A 14,815-nucleotide genomic window follows, 5' to 3' on the forward strand; every position below is an offset into this window, starting at 1 on the left:
TCGTGATTCGTTCGCACCCGGGTCGTCCCGGCTGGTTCCTTCCACTTTCAGGTTAACCAGGCCTATCTGGCCCGGCAAATCCGGTGATCTGGGGCACCGGATGGGTTCGTGTCAGTTGGCGCAGGAGCGTTCCTCAGAACCCGTAGGCGGCGTCCCGCTCCTCTCGGATCGAGGCGAAGGTGCGGGTGAGAACGATCGTGTCCTCGACGAGGCGGTCGAGGCGCTGCAGGACGTCGTGGCTGACGATCTCGCCGCGATGGAGGTCGCTCTCGCCGACGAACACATACGGCTGGACGACCTGCGCCTTCATGTAGCTGAGGATCGGCAGCAGGTGCTGGGCCGGAATGAGATAGTGCTTCGACGACCCGGCCGTGGCGATGACGCCGACGACCTTGTCGAGGAAGGCGCTCGTCGGCAGGAGATCGAAGACGTTCTTCAGTGCCGCCGGGATCGACGCCTGGAAGATCGGGGTGCCGATGATGATCGCATCGGCGTCCATGAGCTCCCGGGCCACTCGACCGGTGTCACCGGTGTACTCGGTGAAGTTCCGGCCGTCGGCGAAGACCATGTCCGCCTCGGCGAGGTCGATGACGCTCAGCTCGATGGTGGAGTCGTAGGCGGCGACCGCCTCGGCGAGGTGATCGATCACGGTCCGGGTCTTCGTTCCGACGTTCGACCCGGACAGCAGAATCATCTTCATGCCAGCGCCTCCTCGGCGGAGTCGAATGTGGAACCAGCAGAGCCGGACGCAGAACCAGTGGAGCCGGACGCGGAACCGGCGGATCCGACTCCCGAAACCCCAGGCTCGGTGGCGGTGTACTTCTTGACGGCGGGCAGGATCTCGGTGCCGATGATGTCGATCTGGTTCATCACATCGGCATAGGCCATCCCGCCGAAATCGACCTGCGCGAGGTAGCGCTGGTGACCGAAGACCTCATGCTGGTGGAGGATCTTCTCAATGATCTGCTGCGGGCTGCCGATGTTCGCGATCGACGCCGGATGGACGCTCTGCGCGAAGTGCTGCTTGGGCATGCCCTGTCCGTTCGTGCGCTTCATCCCCTCGTTGATGTGCGGATACATCGCCCGCAGCGCCTCCTGCGAGGTCTCCGCGACGTGGAAGAATCCCGCTGTGGCGATCGGCAGGGTCGCCGGATCGAATCCGGCATGCGCGGCCGCGCGACGGTAGGCGTCGACGGTGCCCTTGAACACCGAGGTGGTCCCGCCGAGGTGGGCCATGACCATGGGAACCCCAGCCAGTCCCGCCTTCACCGCGCTCGCCGGTGCCCCGCCGACGGCGCGCCAGATACGCAGTGCCTTGCCGGTGGGGCGGGGGAGGACCTCGGCGTCGTTGAGCGGTGCCCGGAACTGCCCGGACCAGGTGACCTGCTTCTCGCGGTTGATCTTCAGCAGCAGATCGAGCTTCTCCTCGTACAGTTCTTCGTAGTCGCGCAGATCGTAGCCGAGGAGCTCGAACAGACCGACCCGGGAGGCGCGACCGGCGACGAGTTCGGCACGACCGCCGGAGATGAGATCGATCGTCGCGAAGTTCTCGAACACCCTGACCGGATCCGAGGTCGACAGGATCGTCGACGAGCTGCCGATGCGGATCGTGTCCGTGGCTTGGGCGATGGCGCCGAGGATGACGGCGTGGGCCTGCGAGGCGAAGAACTCCTGGTGGCTCTCGCCGAGGCTGAAGAAGTCGAGTCCGGCTGCTTCGGCGGCTTGGGCGTAGCCGATGAACTCGTGGATGCGCTGCCCCGCATCGACGCGTGATCCGTCGTGCGGATCAGGCAGATGATCGCCGAGGCTGTAGATGCCGAACTGCAGTCCCTGACCTCGGTCGAGACCGAATTCGTGCATATAGTTCGGCTGCTGCGTCGGCTGGGAATCAGTCGTTTCGGAGTGCTGCGGTGGGGTGATGTGCGGCTGCGCGGACTCGCTCAAGGTCTCTCCTCGTGACGGCGACGAAAATGTCATTTGCCATGTCAACTGAGACGGCTGCGGAATTATTCCCGCGGGTTCTCGCCGCGCTTCCGGCTGGTGTCGTAGAGCTTCTTCATCAGTGAGTGCAGCTGCACTTTCTCGTCCTCGCTCAAGGAATCGTCGAACAGAGACGCCTGCTGTTCCAGCTGCGAGGGGAACGCGCGCTCGAGGAGTTCGCGGCCCTTGGGCGTCAGCGAGATATGTTTGGTCTTCCAGTCCTGTTCGCGGGAGATCAGGCCCTCGGACTCGAGCCGCACGAGCATGCGGGAGATGCCGCCGCTGCTGACGGTCAGTCCTTCTGCGAGTTCGGACTGCGTGATCGGCTCGAAATTGCGGATATGGGCAAGGGCTTCGAACTGGGCGACGGTGAGCCCGAATCGGCGCAGGTGCTCATTGGAGAGCTGGTTGCTGTTCTGGACGAAGCGGGCCATGCGCAGCCAGATGAGCGTGCTCAGGCTCAGATCTTCCACCGCTTCTCCTTCTCCTGACTGCGTAGTGGCCGCTGACCTGGTGGTCGACGTGTTTCGCCCTCACATTACCTGGGCTGAGGGAGTGGCGGAGTGTGGGCCGTCGTGGGGGACTAACTGGAGTGGGCGAATTGGTCCCACTGGGTGGGCGAACACGCGAAGTGTGCGCTCCGTCCGCAGGCTCAGGCGTCAGCGGCCACGGCGCGAGATGCGCTCGAGCGCTTGCGTCCCTTGCCTGCTTTGCCGGAGAAGAGGAGGCGGTCGACGCTCAGGCGGCCCGGACCTGAGGCCGCGATCAGCAGTGCGCCGGCGGCCAGCGAGGCGACGAGCTCCCAGCCTCCCTGGTCGACGAACGGCGTGGGGGTGAGGTGGACGATGATCAGGGCACCGATGACATTGGCTGCCAGCAGGAATCCGACGAGGGGAGTGAGCGCGCCGAGGATGAGCAGTGCTCCGCCGATGAGTTCGACGAAAGTTGCAACCGGGGCCGCGATATCGGCCATCGGCACTCCCATCTGCGCAAACGAATCGCTCGTTCCGGCGATGGTCCACTCATTGAACTTCTGCCACCCATGGGCGATGAAGATCGCGCCGAGGCCGATCCGGGCAATGAGAGTGATGATGTCGCGGGCAGAGGTCGGCAGTCCGGTCGTTGCGTACACGGTGATCTCCAATATTGGTTGAAATTGCAATTACACGGTATGTGCCAAACATGGCAAGACGCTGGCAACAGCCGGCAACGAGGTATAGCAGCTAGAGCGGCCCTCACCGATTCGTCCCGTGCATTGTCTTCTCTTCCCGTGGCCCGGGGTCGTGCCGTCTCTGGCCATCCCCGACCGGAGTGGGACAATGGAGGCAGTAACCGTGCCTCGTGGGCGAGCGCAGGGATGGTGAGCAAGTGCACGTACCAGCTGTGCTGTCCACGAGCGCGATTGAAACTGAATGGGGAAGAGGGCAGATAGGTGAGCGAAGAGAACAGCGAACTCCTCGGAGCGGGACGCAAGGCTGCGGTCATCATCGCCTCCACCTCGGCGGCTCGGGGAGAGGCCGCCGACACGACGGGTCCGATCCTCGTCGACTGGCTGCGCGGCCGCGGTTATGAGACTCCCGGTGCCATCGTCGTCCGTGACGGCGAGCCTGTCGGTGAGGCCTTGAGGGCTCTTCTCGTCGACACTCCGGAAGCCGGCCGTCCTCGCATCATCGTCACCAGCGGCGGCACCGGGCTCGCTCCCGATGATCGCACTCCGGAGTTCACTGCCGAACTCCTCGAACGCCAGTCCCCGGGTCTCATCTATGCGATGTGGCGCAAGGGTCTCGAGACAACATCCTCGGCGGTGATGAGCCGCGGGGTCGCGGGAGTGCGCGGACGCAGCTTCGTCATCAACTTCCCCGGTTCGAAGGGAGGGGTCAAGGACGGAATCACCGTCATCGATGACCTCCTCGAGCACATTCAGACCTCCGTCGAGGACACCACCGACCACGGCCCCCGGGTCTGAGAGAGGAACGAGATCATGCAGATGCGCAAGGCCGTGCGAGCCCGGGTCTATAAGTTCGACGCCACTGGTGAGATCTCGGCCGGCCCGGATTCCCTGGCAGGCGAGGAGCCGCTGGAGATCCAGCTCAACGGTGAGCAGTACACCGTGACCATGCGCACCGCCGGACACGACGTCGAACTCATCGCCGGATACCTGCTCTCCGAGGCTGTCGTGACCTCGATGGACGATATCGACGAGGTCAACTTCTCCGCCGGGCTCGCCCCCGATGGCAGCCGGAACTACAACGTAGCCCAAGTGCGTCTGGCTCCTGGGATCTGGAAGCCCGAGACAGCGCCTGCTCGCAACGTCTACACCTCGTCGTCGTGTGGAATCTGCGGAACCGCGGCCGCCGATGCGGTGACGAAGACCTCCGCGTTCCCGCTCATCCCCGCCGCCTTTCATGTCGAGGACCAGGGGGAATACGAGTTTCCGCAGCTGCTCTCTGCCGCCCGGATCGGTGAGCTGCCCGATCGACTGCGGCAGACGCAGGAGATCTTCGACAAGACCGGCGGGGTCCACGCCGCGGCACTCTTCGCCGTCGGAGACGACCCGAACGCAGAACCCGAACTGCTCGTCGGTCGCGAGGACGTCGGCCGGCACAATGCCGTCGACAAGGTCATCGGCTGGGCCATGGCCAACCGTGGCCTGCCGCTGCGATCGACCGTCCTGCAGGTGTCCGCGCGGGCATCGTTCGAACTCGTCCAGAAGTGCGCGATGGCGGGCATCCCGATGATGTCCGCTGTCAGCGCCCCATCGGCGATGGCCGTCGACTACGGCAAGGACGTCGGCGTGAGCGTCATCGGCTTCAACCGCAAAGGCAAGTTCAACGCGTACTCGTACCCCGAACGCGTGGCGTGACTTCGACGCCGCAGCCGCGCCTGAGACATCTCCACACTTGCCGTCGGCCTCCGGCTAGCATGCTGAGTTGAAGCATGCCCTCGACAGGAGGTGAGTGATGGCCGACCACGGCCGGAAACTGGGCCAGAAGCCCCCTGGCATCGGTCTGCTCACCGTTCTCCTCGGTGCCGTCGCCGCCGGGCCTATCCTGCTCTACGGGCTCAGTGCCACGAGCGATTCGATCATCGCCGAGCTCGGCATCTCCGAAGCCCACTTCGGACTGCTGGCCACCACCTGCTTCGGCGCCGCAGCCGTCGGCAGCGCCACCCTGGGCAGGCTCGCCGACAGGCACTCCGACCTCTCGCTCATGGCGTTCATCTTCGTTCTCTCCGCGCTCGCACTGCTTCTGGTGGCCGTGCCGGACGGGTTCGGGATGCTGCTGCTCGCCGCCGGCCTATCCGGCATCGCCCAGTCCTTCCCCAACGGGGTGACCAACCGGATCCTGCTCGAACGCGTCCCCGACATCAAACGCATCGGCTGGGTCGGCATCAAGCAGTCCGGGGTCCAGGTCAGCCAGCTCGTCGCCAGCCTCGCCTTCCCCGTCCTCGCGCTCGGCATCGGCTGGCGCGGCGCAGCCCTGACCGTCGCGATCATCCCGCTCATCCTGCTTGCGATGACCTGGTATTCCCTGCGCACCACCCCGCTGCTGACCGCTCCGAAAACCTCAACCGATACCCCCGCCGAGGCGGCCGACCCCAACCCTGACATCGCCGAGACCGACACCCCCGCCGAGGCGGCCCGACCCGACCCGGGACCGTCACCCACCCGTCCGGCCAGGCACCCCGGCATGGTGTGGGCCCTGGCACTGTTCGGGCTGATCAACGGCATCGGCGTGCAGGCGACGAACGTGTACATGCCTCTCTTCGCCGTTCGCGAGATGAGCTTCAGCCTCGTCCTCGGCGGTGCCACGGCGGCACTGGCCGGCGTCATCGGCGTCATCGCCCGCGTCACCTGGGCCAGACGCATGGCCAAAGGCGCCTCGGGGCCGCACCTGCTGCTGGTCCTCGCCCTCATCGCCCTGGCTGGAGCGGTGCTGTTCCTCATCGCCGACGCGGCTGGATGGGCTCTGCTCGTCTGGGTCGCCGTGGCCTTCCACGGGATCTCGGCTCTCGGCGTCTCGGTGGTGCTCATGGCCGCACTCATGCGGGCTATTCCCGCTGCTTCGATGGCCTCGGCCAGCGGGGTGGTGACGGCCGGAATGTTCTTCGGCTTCGCGCTCGGGCCGCTGCTCATGGGTGTCATCGTCGGCTCGCCCGGCGGGTTCGAACTCGGCTGGATCGCCGTAGGTGCCACCTATCTGCTGTGCGTGATCCTCGCGCTCATCCTCATCCGCTCAAGCTCCCGCCGCAGCTGAGAAGCAGTCGACCACAGTCGACCCACCGTTCAGCCAGAGCGAGGGGTGTCGTCCCGAGCGCCTTCCCCTACAATAGAACACATGTCTGAATATGATCCTCCGGCGTGGATGATCCGCTACCGGAACTTCAAAACGCTGTGCTCCTACGTCTGCGGTGAGTTCATCCGCTTCTATCTCACCACCGGCTGCGATCAGATCAGGTATACGCATTCGCAGATCACCGAGGGACTGCCGAACTATTCATGCCGACTGGACTCCGATGACGGTTCGGTTCTGATGCTGCCACTCGATGACTGGGTCGATCGTCTGGACGAGGTCATGCCGCTGGTGCGGACGTGGCTGGGCGAGCATTCGGATCTCAAAGGGTGCAAGCCGGAGAAGTCGCACTACCAGGGCGACCGTTATTGGTTCACCCGCTGGCAGGAGGTCAACCCGTGGTGACGGGCGACTCTGTGATGACGGAGGCCCGCAGTCGGGCGCCTTGGACATCCGGCGGGTGGGTCGCAGTAGAATTCGGAACATGCGCAAACGTGTGATCGTGATCGTCATCGCGGCCTTGGCGGTACTGGGGCTGGTCGCCACCATGCTGGGCGGCGTGCCTGCCTGAGTCGCCTGCCGGCCTGACATCACCCGCCGTGCCGGAGACGGCTCTGCACGTCTTCGCCCACGATGCGGAGAGCACCGACGAAGTGGTCGGTACCGGCGGAACCCTGAAAGGCCTCGGAGAGCTCGTAGCCGAGCGGTACAACGAACGAGGCGACGAACTCAGGAACCGCTTTCAGCGGTACGGCTTCGACTCCGATGAAATCGAGAAGTTCGAAAGCGATCTCGACAACGGAGCGATTCTGCTTGTGATCGACGACCCCGATCTCCGTGCGAATTATAAAGGCAATCGCCGAACACCGTAAGGGACTGGTCGCGGGCGTCGACGTTTGGGATGGTGGAGTCTCGGTTCGGCAGAGGTCGCGGAGCGGTGACGATTGCTGCTCCGCCGAGCACCTTGACGAACCTCGAGGAAAGGAGAAACCGTGACCGCGAAATTCAACACCACGAACCCGGCGACCGGAGAGGTCCTCAAGGAATTTCCCACAGCCAGCGACGAGGAGATCTCCGCCGTCATCGACGCCTCCGACGCGGCCTTCCAGACATGGCGGACGACCGATGTCCGGGAGCGTTCTGCACCGCTCGCCCGAGCGGCGGATCTCATGGATGAGCGCAGGTGGGACCTCGCTGAGCTCCTCACGCTCGAAATGGGCAAACTGCGCGCCGAGGCCGAAGCAGAGGTCGAACTGGCAGCGAGGATTCTGCGCTACTACGCCGAAGAGGGACCCCTGCTGCTCTCTGACGAGGTGCTCGAACCGTCCAGCGGAGGCAGCGCGGTGATGAAGTACGAGCCCATCGGTCCGATACTCGGTGTCATGCCGTGGAACTTCCCCTACTACCAGGTGGTCCGCCTGGCTGCGCCGAACCTCGTGGCGGGCAACACCATCATCCTCAAGCACGCATCGAACTGTCCGCAGTCGGCTCTGGCCTTCGAACAGGTCATGAATGATGCGCAGCTGCCGTCCGACTGCTATCGCAACGTCTTCGCCGACAGTGATCAGATCCAGACGATCATCGCGGACGAGAGAGTTCGCGGCGCCTCGCTGACCGGTTCCGAAGGCGCCGGAGCGGCAGTGGCAGGGGCCGCCGGAGACAATCTGAAGAAGTTTATCCTCGAACTCGGCGGAAGCGACCCGTTCATCGTCCTCGACTCCGCGGATCTGGACGCGACCGTCACCGCCGCCGTGAAAGGGCGGATGACGAACTCCGGCCAGAGCTGCATCGCCTCCAAGCGCCTCATCGTGGTCGAAGATCTCTACGACGAGTTCGTGGATCTGATGACGGCGAAGATGTCGCAGTTCGTCGCAGGAGACCCTGCAGACTCCGTCACCACGATGGCACCTCTGTCCTCCGAACAGGCCGCCCGTGACCTCATGGAGCAGGTCGAGGACGCTGTCGACCACGGTGCGAAGGTCCACACCGGAGGGCACCGAGTCGACCGACCGGGTGCCTTCGTCGAACCCACGGTGCTGACCGGGGTGACCGAACAAATGCGTGCCTACTCGGAGGAACTGTTCGGGCCCGTCGCGGTCGTCTACTCGGTCGCAGACGAGGATGAAGCCGTCGCACTCGCCAATGACTCGTCGTTCGGCCTCGGCGGCACTGTCGTCAGCGACGACATCGAGAAGGCCCAACGCGTCGCTGACCGCATCGACACCGGAATGGTGTGGATCAACCAGGCCACCTGGACCGAACCCGACCTGCCCTTCGGCGGGACCAAGCGCTCCGGCGTCGGCCGTGAACTCGGCGCAGAGGGCGTTCGCGAGTTCGTCAACAAGAAGCTCATCCGTACGCCCTGACACAGCAGACCGACAGTCGTCCGAGATACCGGGAGGAGACAGATGGATCTCAACATCCGCGACCGCAAGGCACTGGTGACGGGGGCGAGTTCGGGCATCGGGCTGGAGACAGCCCGTCAGCTCCTCGCCGAAGGAGCCGTCGTCGTGATGACCGGGCCTGAGCCCGACGAACTCAAAGCCGCAGTCGACGAGCTCGCCGAGTTCAAAGAGCGGATCTACGTCCACGACGCCGATATCGCCGATGACGAATCAGTCGACGAACTCGCCGCGTCCGTCGCCGCCGACGTCGGCGACCTCGACATCCTCGTCAACGTCGCCGGCATTCACGGGGCCGGCGGGCTGTTCCACGAGATCAGCCAGGAGGGCTGGGACCGAACCATCGACGTCGACCTCATGGGACCGGTCCGTGTCACTCGGGCGTTCCTTCCGGGACTTCGCCGAGGCGGCTGGGGGCGAATCGTGTTCGTGTCCTCCGAAGACGCTGTGCAGCCCTATGACGACGAGCTGCCGTACTGTGCGGCCAAAGCCGGCATGCTCTCCTTGGCCAAGGGACTCTCGCGCACCTACGCCTCCGAAGGACTGCTGGTCAACACCGTCTCTCCGGCGTTCATCGCGACCCAGATGACCGACGAGATGATGAATGAGCGAGCCCAGCAGAAGGGAACGAGCTTCGATGAGGCCATCGCCTCGTTCCTGCGCGAGGAGCGTCCGTTCATGGAACTCGGTCGTCGCGGCCGACCGGAGGAGGTGGCCAAGGTCATCGCATTCCTCTGCTCGGACGCCGCGAGCTTCGTCAACGGTTCGAATTATCGCGTGGACGCCGGATCCGTCGCCACGATCTAGTGCGCCAGAGCGCCCCGAACACCGAATACAGCAGAGACGACAGGAAGAGGAGCATCCGACATGGCTGAGTTCCGATATGTGATCATCGGCGGCGGCATGGCCGCTGACTCCGCGGCCCAGGGGATACGGGAGATCGACGAGGAGGGTTCGATTGCCATCATCAGCGATGACGTCGACGAGCCCTATACCGTCGTCTGCGGGATCTGTCGGGCCGGAACCTGAGCATCGCAGCCACGGACGCGTCCGCGGAGCCCTCATGGTGAGTACGGAGGGCCGACTCGATGACGCACGGGAGATACTGGCCGAAGACTGGGACCACACCCCGGGTGGCCTCGTGACCAGGATCTCGTGAATTGAGTCTCTGGGCAGAACCTCACAGGGGCCCGCGGCGCTGAGCCGTGTTCGCGCCTGCCCTCGATCCTTCGACTCAGCGCCACCGTGCGCTGTGGGCGCAGAGTACTCTCCTTCAGGCGTTCGCACTATGCCTTGTCGGCCCCGCAGAGTGTGCTTAGACTTCCTGGCAATCAGAAGACTCTGTCCAGGAATTGTCCAGGAGGCGTGTGATGAGTGGGAAGATCGAACTCGGGACGGTCAAGACCGACGTGCCGGCACGGTTGGATCGGCTGCCGTGGGCCCGGTTCCACTGGATGGTCGTCGTCGGGCTCGGCAGTGTGTGGATCCTCGATGGTCTCGAGGTCACGATGGTCGGCAACGTCGCGGCTCGGATGACCGAAGAGGGCAGCGGCATCGACATGACTGCGGGGCAGATCGGCACGGCCGGAGCAATCTACGTGCTCGGTGCTTGTGTCGGTGCGATCGTCTTCGGTCAGCTCACCGACCGATTCGGTCGCCGCAAGCTCTTCCTCATCACTCTCGTGCTCTATCTCGTCGCCACCGTCGCCACGGCGTTCTCGTTCTCCGCCTGGTACTTCTTCCTCGTCCGCTTTCTCACCGGTGCCGGCATCGGCGGGGAATACGCGGCCGTCAACTCGGCCATCGACGAACTCATCCCCGCCCGCGTGCGGGGCCGCATCGATCTCATCATCAACGGCTCCTACTGGCTCGGTGCCGCCGGTGGTGCGGCAACGACCCTGCTCTTCCTCAACACCGATATCCTGCCGAAGATGATCGGCTGGCGCCTGGCCTTCGCCGTCGGCATGCTGCTGGCGATCTTCGTCTTCGTCGTGCGCAAGAACGTTCCAGAGAGTCCGAGGTGGCTGTTCATCCACGGTCGGAACGACGAGGCCGAACGCATCGTCGGCGAGATCGAAGACGGCATCGAAGCGGAGACCTCACAGACTCTGCCGGCGCCGAAGAAGACCATCACCGTCCGGCAGCGGAAGACGATCTCGTTCGTCGAGATCATGAAGGTCGCTTTCACGATCTATCCCAAACGCGCAATCCTCTGCCTCGTCCTCTTCGTCGGTCAGGCGTTCCTCTACAACGGCATCACCTTCAACCTCGGCACGATCTTCAGCGGTTTCTACGGAGTCGCCGCAGCCTCGGTGCCGATCTTCATCATTCTGTGGTCGCTGAGCAACTTCGCCGGCCCCGTCGTCCTCGGCAGGCTCTTCGACACGATCGGTCGGAAGCCGATGATCTCGTTCAGCTACCTCGGATCGGCGGTCGTCGCAGTCGTCCTCGCCTTCGTCTTCAATGGTGAAGTCGGCGGCGAATGGCTCTTCCTCCTGATCCTCGTCGTGTGCTTCTTCCTCGCGTCGTCCGGTGCCAGCGCAGCCTATCTCACGGTCAGCGAGATCTTTCCGATGGAGACTCGAGCACTGGCCATCGCGTTCTTCTACGCCGTCGGCACGGCCGCCGGAGGCATCGCCGGTCCGCTGCTCTTCGGCGGCATGATCGAGTCCGGTGACCGCTCCCAAGTGGCCTGGGCGTTCTGCATCGGGGCAGCGGTCATGGCGCTCGGCGGAGTCGCCGAACTGCTCTTCGGAGTCAAGGCGGAAGGTGCCGACCTCGAAGACATCGCCCGCCCCTTGACGGCCGAGGACGCTGAGGGTGCCGAAAGCGCTGCGGAAAGCGGTTCTGAGCGGACCGAGCGCAGTGACCGGGCGGGCTCCGCCGCCGCAGCCGAATCGTCGGCGGGCCCTGAGGCGGGAAGCCGAAGGGAGCGTCTGCGTCCGGGCCCGGGATCGGCCGGCGTCTATGCGCCGTGGCCTTCGGTGTCCTCTCGCGACGTTCCGCCCGAGGTCTCGGCCAACGAGGTCAACGGCATCATCGATTTCGTCCGCGACATGGAACCTGTCGGTGAGGTCGAACTCTACCGTGCGGTCGGGGCTCGGCGATGGGGCCCAGGACGCTTCCGTGCGGCGGTGCGTGAAGCAGTTCGGCAGGGAGCCGTCCATCGCAACCGCCGCGGCAGGCTGGAATACCGAGGCGACCGATCATAGACCGGGTTCGTCGGTCAGCGGGGCTCGCGGAGGCGGAGGAAGCATATCGATGAGTTCATTGACGGCCTCGGCCAGAATGTCGTGCTGATAGGGCTCCAGGAAGTAAGCCTCGTGGAGGTAGGCATCGAGCTCGTATTCGGTGAGTTCACCGCCAAGGCTGACATAGTGCAGCCACGCTCCGGCAACCGATATGTTCCAGAAATCAACGGCCTCCGTGAGCTGCCTCCGCCTGATGATCGCGCGCTCGTCTGAGAACGAGTCACCGGAGTGGGTGTCGATGCGCTTCGGGTTCTGATCGTCCATACGTCTGCTGATTCGCCTCGTGACTTTCGCGGCAGGAGGTTCGTCCTGCCCAGTGTGCCAGCGATCCGGGCCCAGCGCTCCCTGCGCTCCCTGCTCTCGCTGGTCGCTGGTCTCGAATCTTCCCGAAGTGTATATTCTGCTTCTCGAGCAGGGCTAGGGGGTGTCGGCGATCGGTCTGCCGCTTCTAAATCGCCGCGAGCGCATAACGCCTGCACCTGCCGAAGGAGCCTCTACGCAGGTATTTCAGTGAGGTCCCACATCTGGTGTCGCATCCGCGGCCGGTCCAATAGCGTGAGCGGGTCAGAAACGGAATGAGGTGACGATGAGCGAATTCGGCATCAAGGAGGAATTCCTCCTCGTCGATCGACATTCACTTCTGCCTGCTCTATCGAAGAGCAGCTCGCAGGAGGTAGAGGACGCGGTGAGCCCGAGCAGCGGAGAAGCCTGTGCCGAATGGCTGCCCGGGCAGATCGAATTCGCCACTCCCGTCCTGACCACGGCCGACGAGGCGGTCGAATCGCTGCACGCTTTTCGCCGCAGCCTCTCGACAGCGTCTCGGGCGCGCGATCTGTTCGCTGTCGGCCTCGGCACAGCGCCTCAGATCTCGGGCGCCCCCGCAGGCGTCAGTGATGGCAGTCGCTACCGTGAGTTCGCGGACCTGGCGCCCGGGATCGCAGCCGATCAGTACGTCAACGGCATGCATGTCCATGTCGACATCCCCGACCGGGAAGCAGGACTGAGGGCACTCAACGGCCTGCGCAGATGGATTCCCGTGCTCACCGCGTTGAGCGCGAATTCTCCTCTTTGGCGCGGAGCCGACAGCGGCTTCGCCAGCTGGCGTTCCATCCACTACCGGCGGTGGGTCGTCTTCGGCATTCCGCCTCACTTCCACGACCTCGACGACTACGATGCGCAGATCGCTGCTGCGCTGCGATCGGACGTGGTGTTCGACGAGGCGACTCTGGGTTGGCTGGTCCGGCTCTCACCCACGCACAGGACCGGCGAACCGGGGCCAGGGAGTGGGTTCGGTGAGATCCGGGGCCCGGACGATGCGATGCTCGCGGATGGAGTCGAAGCACCCCGCTCGCCGATCTGCGCAGTAAGTCGATGCCGTTCGTCATCGGTAACGGTGGGCGCGGGAGCAGCAGCCGCGTCGCGGGGTATGTCATCGGTCGATACTGCTGAGGTCCCGTCCATCGGAGATGCCGCTCCAATCGTGTCTCAGGTGCCGACCCTGGGCTTGCTGTCTTCAGTCTTCAGTATTCGTCCGCGTCAGGGCCCGCCAATGGCTCCCGACGGTGGTTTTCCGTCGTTGCCCGCCGGGCCCCGCGGTGAACTGTCCCTTCAGTGCAGAGTCGATTTCAGATCTTCGACGCGTGCGGTCAGCCGGGCGATGTCAAGCCTCTGACTCTTCTCACACAGCTCTCGCGTCTGTTCGGGACAGAGGATGCCGGATGCGAGGAGTCGGGAGACCGGTGTGCGCGGCTGGTCGTATTCGCGTCGACGCACGCCTGAGGGAGTGGGGCGCCAACCTACCGGGTTCTTCACGGGCATGAAGTAATTGAGTCGGTCGGCCAAGGCCGCCCACAGCTCGTTGGCTTTGGTGATCGCGGCGTAGGTGGCGTCCGGTGTGCCGAGCGGGAGGGCAAGGCCGCTGAACGCCCGATCGGGCAAACGGCGCCCCTGTCGGAGACCGCTTGTGCAGTGGATCTCGATGAGGTTCTCCTCCGCCCACGTAGTGATGGCGCTGTCCGGAACCGAAGGCGGCAGCAGGACTCCGGTGACGATGAAAGGCACTGCGCGGACCATCTGTGCGAGCATGTCGACGTCCTGAGTGCCGGGGGCGAAGGTCTTCGTGTGCACCCACCCGATCTCGACGTCGGTGAATGTCACTGTGACGCAGTCCTCGCCTGTCGGTGTCGCGATCGTCAGCAGTTCGACAAGGAAGTAGCCGGGTTCGGGTTCGAGCAGCGAACGCATGCGCTGCCGCGGGAGCGAAGCGCGCATCCCCGCCCCGGTGCCGGTCAGCCACGAATCGTCGTGGTCGCCGGCCTTGGCGTCGCGCAGGTACCGATCGATCGTCGCCGCGGAGATGTCGAGGAGTTCCTTTCGCACCGAGGACGAATAGCCGTGCCGTCCCTCACGGAGGTGGCCGTGCCTCTCCAAGGAGTCCAGGCAGTCGGCCATCCCCGCCTCGAGGTACTTACCGCAGGGGCGGCCGGAAGACTTCCACACCAGCTCGAGAGCCCGCTGGGCGTGGGGGGAGAACTTCTTCGGCTTGAGACGACGGCGGTCGACGACGGCGTCGAGGGAGACTCCGGCCCTGATCTGATGGGACTGGCTGCGCAGCTGGTGGCGCGCGTGATCGCGGGTCCACCCGGTCGCCTCGGTGAGTGAGTCGAGGATCGTGCCCTTGCCCTTGCGCGACGACGCCTCATAGGAGCGCGCGTAGGTGCGGGCGAGTTGGATGGGTGAAGTCATGATGTCTTCCTCCGAATCGGTTCGAGGAGCCGCAGGGGTTCCCGTGCTGGCAATCACGCTATTGAGGGCAGAGTTCGTGCGGAAGGGTCTTTACAGATCCGCGGGGTTCGTCTATTGGATTGCGTTGACCTCCGAGGCCCGCCAC

16 protein-coding genes are annotated in these 14,815 nt (G+C 64.6%); 10 read left to right on the forward strand and 6 right to left on the reverse strand.

All coding sequences use genetic code 11. The features are described from left to right. Nucleotides 1-133: 133 nt before the first annotated feature. The 4 genes from HK353_RS01340 to HK353_RS01355 form a co-directional block, all read right to left on the reverse strand. Nucleotides 134-700, reverse strand: a complete 567-nt coding sequence (locus HK353_RS01340; protein ID WP_173151517.1) for an NADPH-dependent FMN reductase — start codon at nt 698-700, stop codon at nt 134-136. Then, nucleotides 697-1,944, reverse strand: coding sequence for an LLM class flavin-dependent oxidoreductase (locus HK353_RS01345; RefSeq protein ID WP_245395701.1), 1,248 nt, complete (start codon nt 1,942-1,944; stop codon nt 697-699). The genes HK353_RS01340 and HK353_RS01345 overlap by 4 nt, the downstream gene beginning before the upstream one ends. 62 nt (nt 1,945-2,006) lie before the next feature. Continuing rightward, nucleotides 2,007-2,453: a MarR family transcriptional regulator gene (locus HK353_RS01350; RefSeq protein WP_173151519.1), complete on the reverse strand. Its 447-nt coding sequence runs from the start codon at nt 2,451-2,453 to the stop codon at nt 2,007-2,009. A 179-nt stretch (nt 2,454-2,632) separates the two neighbouring features. Further along, nucleotides 2,633-3,112: a DoxX family membrane protein gene (locus HK353_RS01355; RefSeq protein ID WP_173151521.1), complete on the reverse strand. Its 480-nt coding sequence runs from the start codon at nt 3,110-3,112 to the stop codon at nt 2,633-2,635. Between the two features lie 300 nt (nt 3,113-3,412). On the opposite strand from HK353_RS01355, the gene HK353_RS01360 reads away from it, so the two are divergent. The 9 genes from HK353_RS01360 (at nt 3,413) to HK353_RS01400 (ending at nt 11,886) form a co-directional block, all read left to right on the forward strand. Continuing rightward, nucleotides 3,413-3,946 carry a molybdopterin-binding protein gene (locus HK353_RS01360; protein WP_173151523.1) on the forward strand — a complete coding sequence of 178 codons (534 nt, stop codon included), beginning with the start codon at nt 3,413-3,415 and terminating at the stop codon, nt 3,944-3,946. 15 nt (nt 3,947-3,961) lie between these two features. Next, the gene (gene fdhD, locus HK353_RS01365) at nt 3,962-4,843 is read left to right on the forward strand and encodes a formate dehydrogenase accessory sulfurtransferase FdhD (RefSeq protein WP_173151525.1); all 882 of its coding nucleotides are present in this window, start codon (nt 3,962-3,964) and stop codon (nt 4,841-4,843) included. A 97-nt stretch (nt 4,844-4,940) separates the two neighbouring features. Further along, nucleotides 4,941-6,236 carry an MFS transporter gene (locus tag HK353_RS01370; RefSeq protein WP_173151527.1) on the forward strand — a complete coding sequence of 432 codons (1,296 nt, stop codon included), beginning with the start codon at nt 4,941-4,943 and terminating at the stop codon, nt 6,234-6,236. An 81-nt stretch (nt 6,237-6,317) separates the two neighbouring features. Next, on the forward strand, nt 6,318-6,677 hold the full coding sequence (locus HK353_RS01375) for a hypothetical protein (RefSeq protein ID WP_173151529.1): 360 nt from the start codon (nt 6,318-6,320) through the stop codon (nt 6,675-6,677). Nucleotides 6,678-6,856: 179 nt separating this feature from the next. After that, entirely contained in the window at nt 6,857-7,144 is a 288-nt protein-coding gene (locus HK353_RS01380; protein ID WP_483416330.1) for a general stress protein, read from the forward strand. A 120-nt stretch (nt 7,145-7,264) separates the two neighbouring features. Further along, a complete protein-coding gene (locus tag HK353_RS01385; protein ID WP_173151533.1) occupies nt 7,265-8,638 on the forward strand; it encodes an aldehyde dehydrogenase family protein in 1,374 nt (457 codons plus the stop codon). A 42-nt stretch (nt 8,639-8,680) separates the two neighbouring features. Then, nucleotides 8,681-9,481: an SDR family NAD(P)-dependent oxidoreductase gene (locus HK353_RS01390; RefSeq protein WP_173151535.1), complete on the forward strand. Its 801-nt coding sequence runs from the start codon at nt 8,681-8,683 to the stop codon at nt 9,479-9,481. Nucleotides 9,482-9,541: 60 nt separating this feature from the next. Next, entirely contained in the window at nt 9,542-9,703 is a 162-nt protein-coding gene (locus HK353_RS01395) for a hypothetical protein (RefSeq protein ID WP_173151537.1), read from the forward strand. Nucleotides 9,704-10,044: 341 nt separating this feature from the next. Then, entirely contained in the window at nt 10,045-11,886 is a 1,842-nt protein-coding gene (locus tag HK353_RS01400) for an MFS transporter (protein ID WP_173151539.1), read from the forward strand. Here HK353_RS01400 and HK353_RS01405 read toward each other — a convergent pair. Beyond that, nucleotides 11,881-12,189: a hypothetical protein gene (locus HK353_RS01405; protein ID WP_173151541.1), complete on the reverse strand. Its 309-nt coding sequence runs from the start codon at nt 12,187-12,189 to the stop codon at nt 11,881-11,883. The two genes, HK353_RS01400 and HK353_RS01405, sit on opposite strands and share 6 nt — an antisense overlap. A 322-nt stretch (nt 12,190-12,511) precedes the next feature. Between HK353_RS01405 and HK353_RS01410 the strand changes: the two genes are divergently transcribed. Continuing rightward, the gene (locus HK353_RS01410; RefSeq protein WP_173151543.1) at nt 12,512-13,597 is read left to right on the forward strand and encodes a carboxylate-amine ligase; all 1,086 of its coding nucleotides are present in this window, start codon (nt 12,512-12,514) and stop codon (nt 13,595-13,597) included. On the opposite strand, the gene HK353_RS01415 is transcribed toward HK353_RS01410, so the two are convergent. Further along, a complete protein-coding gene (locus tag HK353_RS01415; protein WP_173151545.1) occupies nt 13,534-14,670 on the reverse strand; it encodes a hypothetical protein in 1,137 nt (378 codons plus the stop codon). The two genes, HK353_RS01410 and HK353_RS01415, sit on opposite strands and share 64 nt — an antisense overlap. Nucleotides 14,671-14,815 lie beyond the last annotated feature (145 nt).

The organism is Brevibacterium permense (genome assembly GCF_013280495.1).
Taxonomy (GTDB): domain Bacteria; phylum Actinomycetota; class Actinomycetes; order Actinomycetales; family Brevibacteriaceae; genus Brevibacterium; species Brevibacterium permense.

Coding starts and splice junctions, on each gene's coding strand:
- fdhD (WP_173151525.1), top strand. CDS start 3,962: ATGCAGATGCGCAAGGCCGTGCGAGCCCGGGTCTATAAGTTCGACGCC.
- HK353_RS01405 (WP_173151541.1), bottom strand. CDS start 12,189: ATGGACGATCAGAACCCGAAGCGCATCGACACCCACTCCGGTGACTCG.
- HK353_RS01415 (WP_173151545.1), bottom strand. CDS start 14,670: ATGACTTCACCCATCCAACTCGCCCGCACCTACGCGCGCTCCTATGAG.
- HK353_RS01395 (WP_173151537.1), top strand. CDS start 9,542: ATGGCTGAGTTCCGATATGTGATCATCGGCGGCGGCATGGCCGCTGAC.
- HK353_RS01390 (WP_173151535.1), top strand. CDS start 8,681: ATGGATCTCAACATCCGCGACCGCAAGGCACTGGTGACGGGGGCGAGT.
- HK353_RS01340 (WP_173151517.1), bottom strand. CDS start 700: ATGAAGATGATTCTGCTGTCCGGGTCGAACGTCGGAACGAAGACCCGG.
- HK353_RS01370 (WP_173151527.1), top strand. CDS start 4,941: ATGGCCGACCACGGCCGGAAACTGGGCCAGAAGCCCCCTGGCATCGGT.
- HK353_RS01375 (WP_173151529.1), top strand. CDS start 6,318: ATGTCTGAATATGATCCTCCGGCGTGGATGATCCGCTACCGGAACTTC.
- HK353_RS01410 (WP_173151543.1), top strand. CDS start 12,512: ATGAGCGAATTCGGCATCAAGGAGGAATTCCTCCTCGTCGATCGACAT.
- HK353_RS01400 (WP_173151539.1), top strand. CDS start 10,045: ATGAGTGGGAAGATCGAACTCGGGACGGTCAAGACCGACGTGCCGGCA.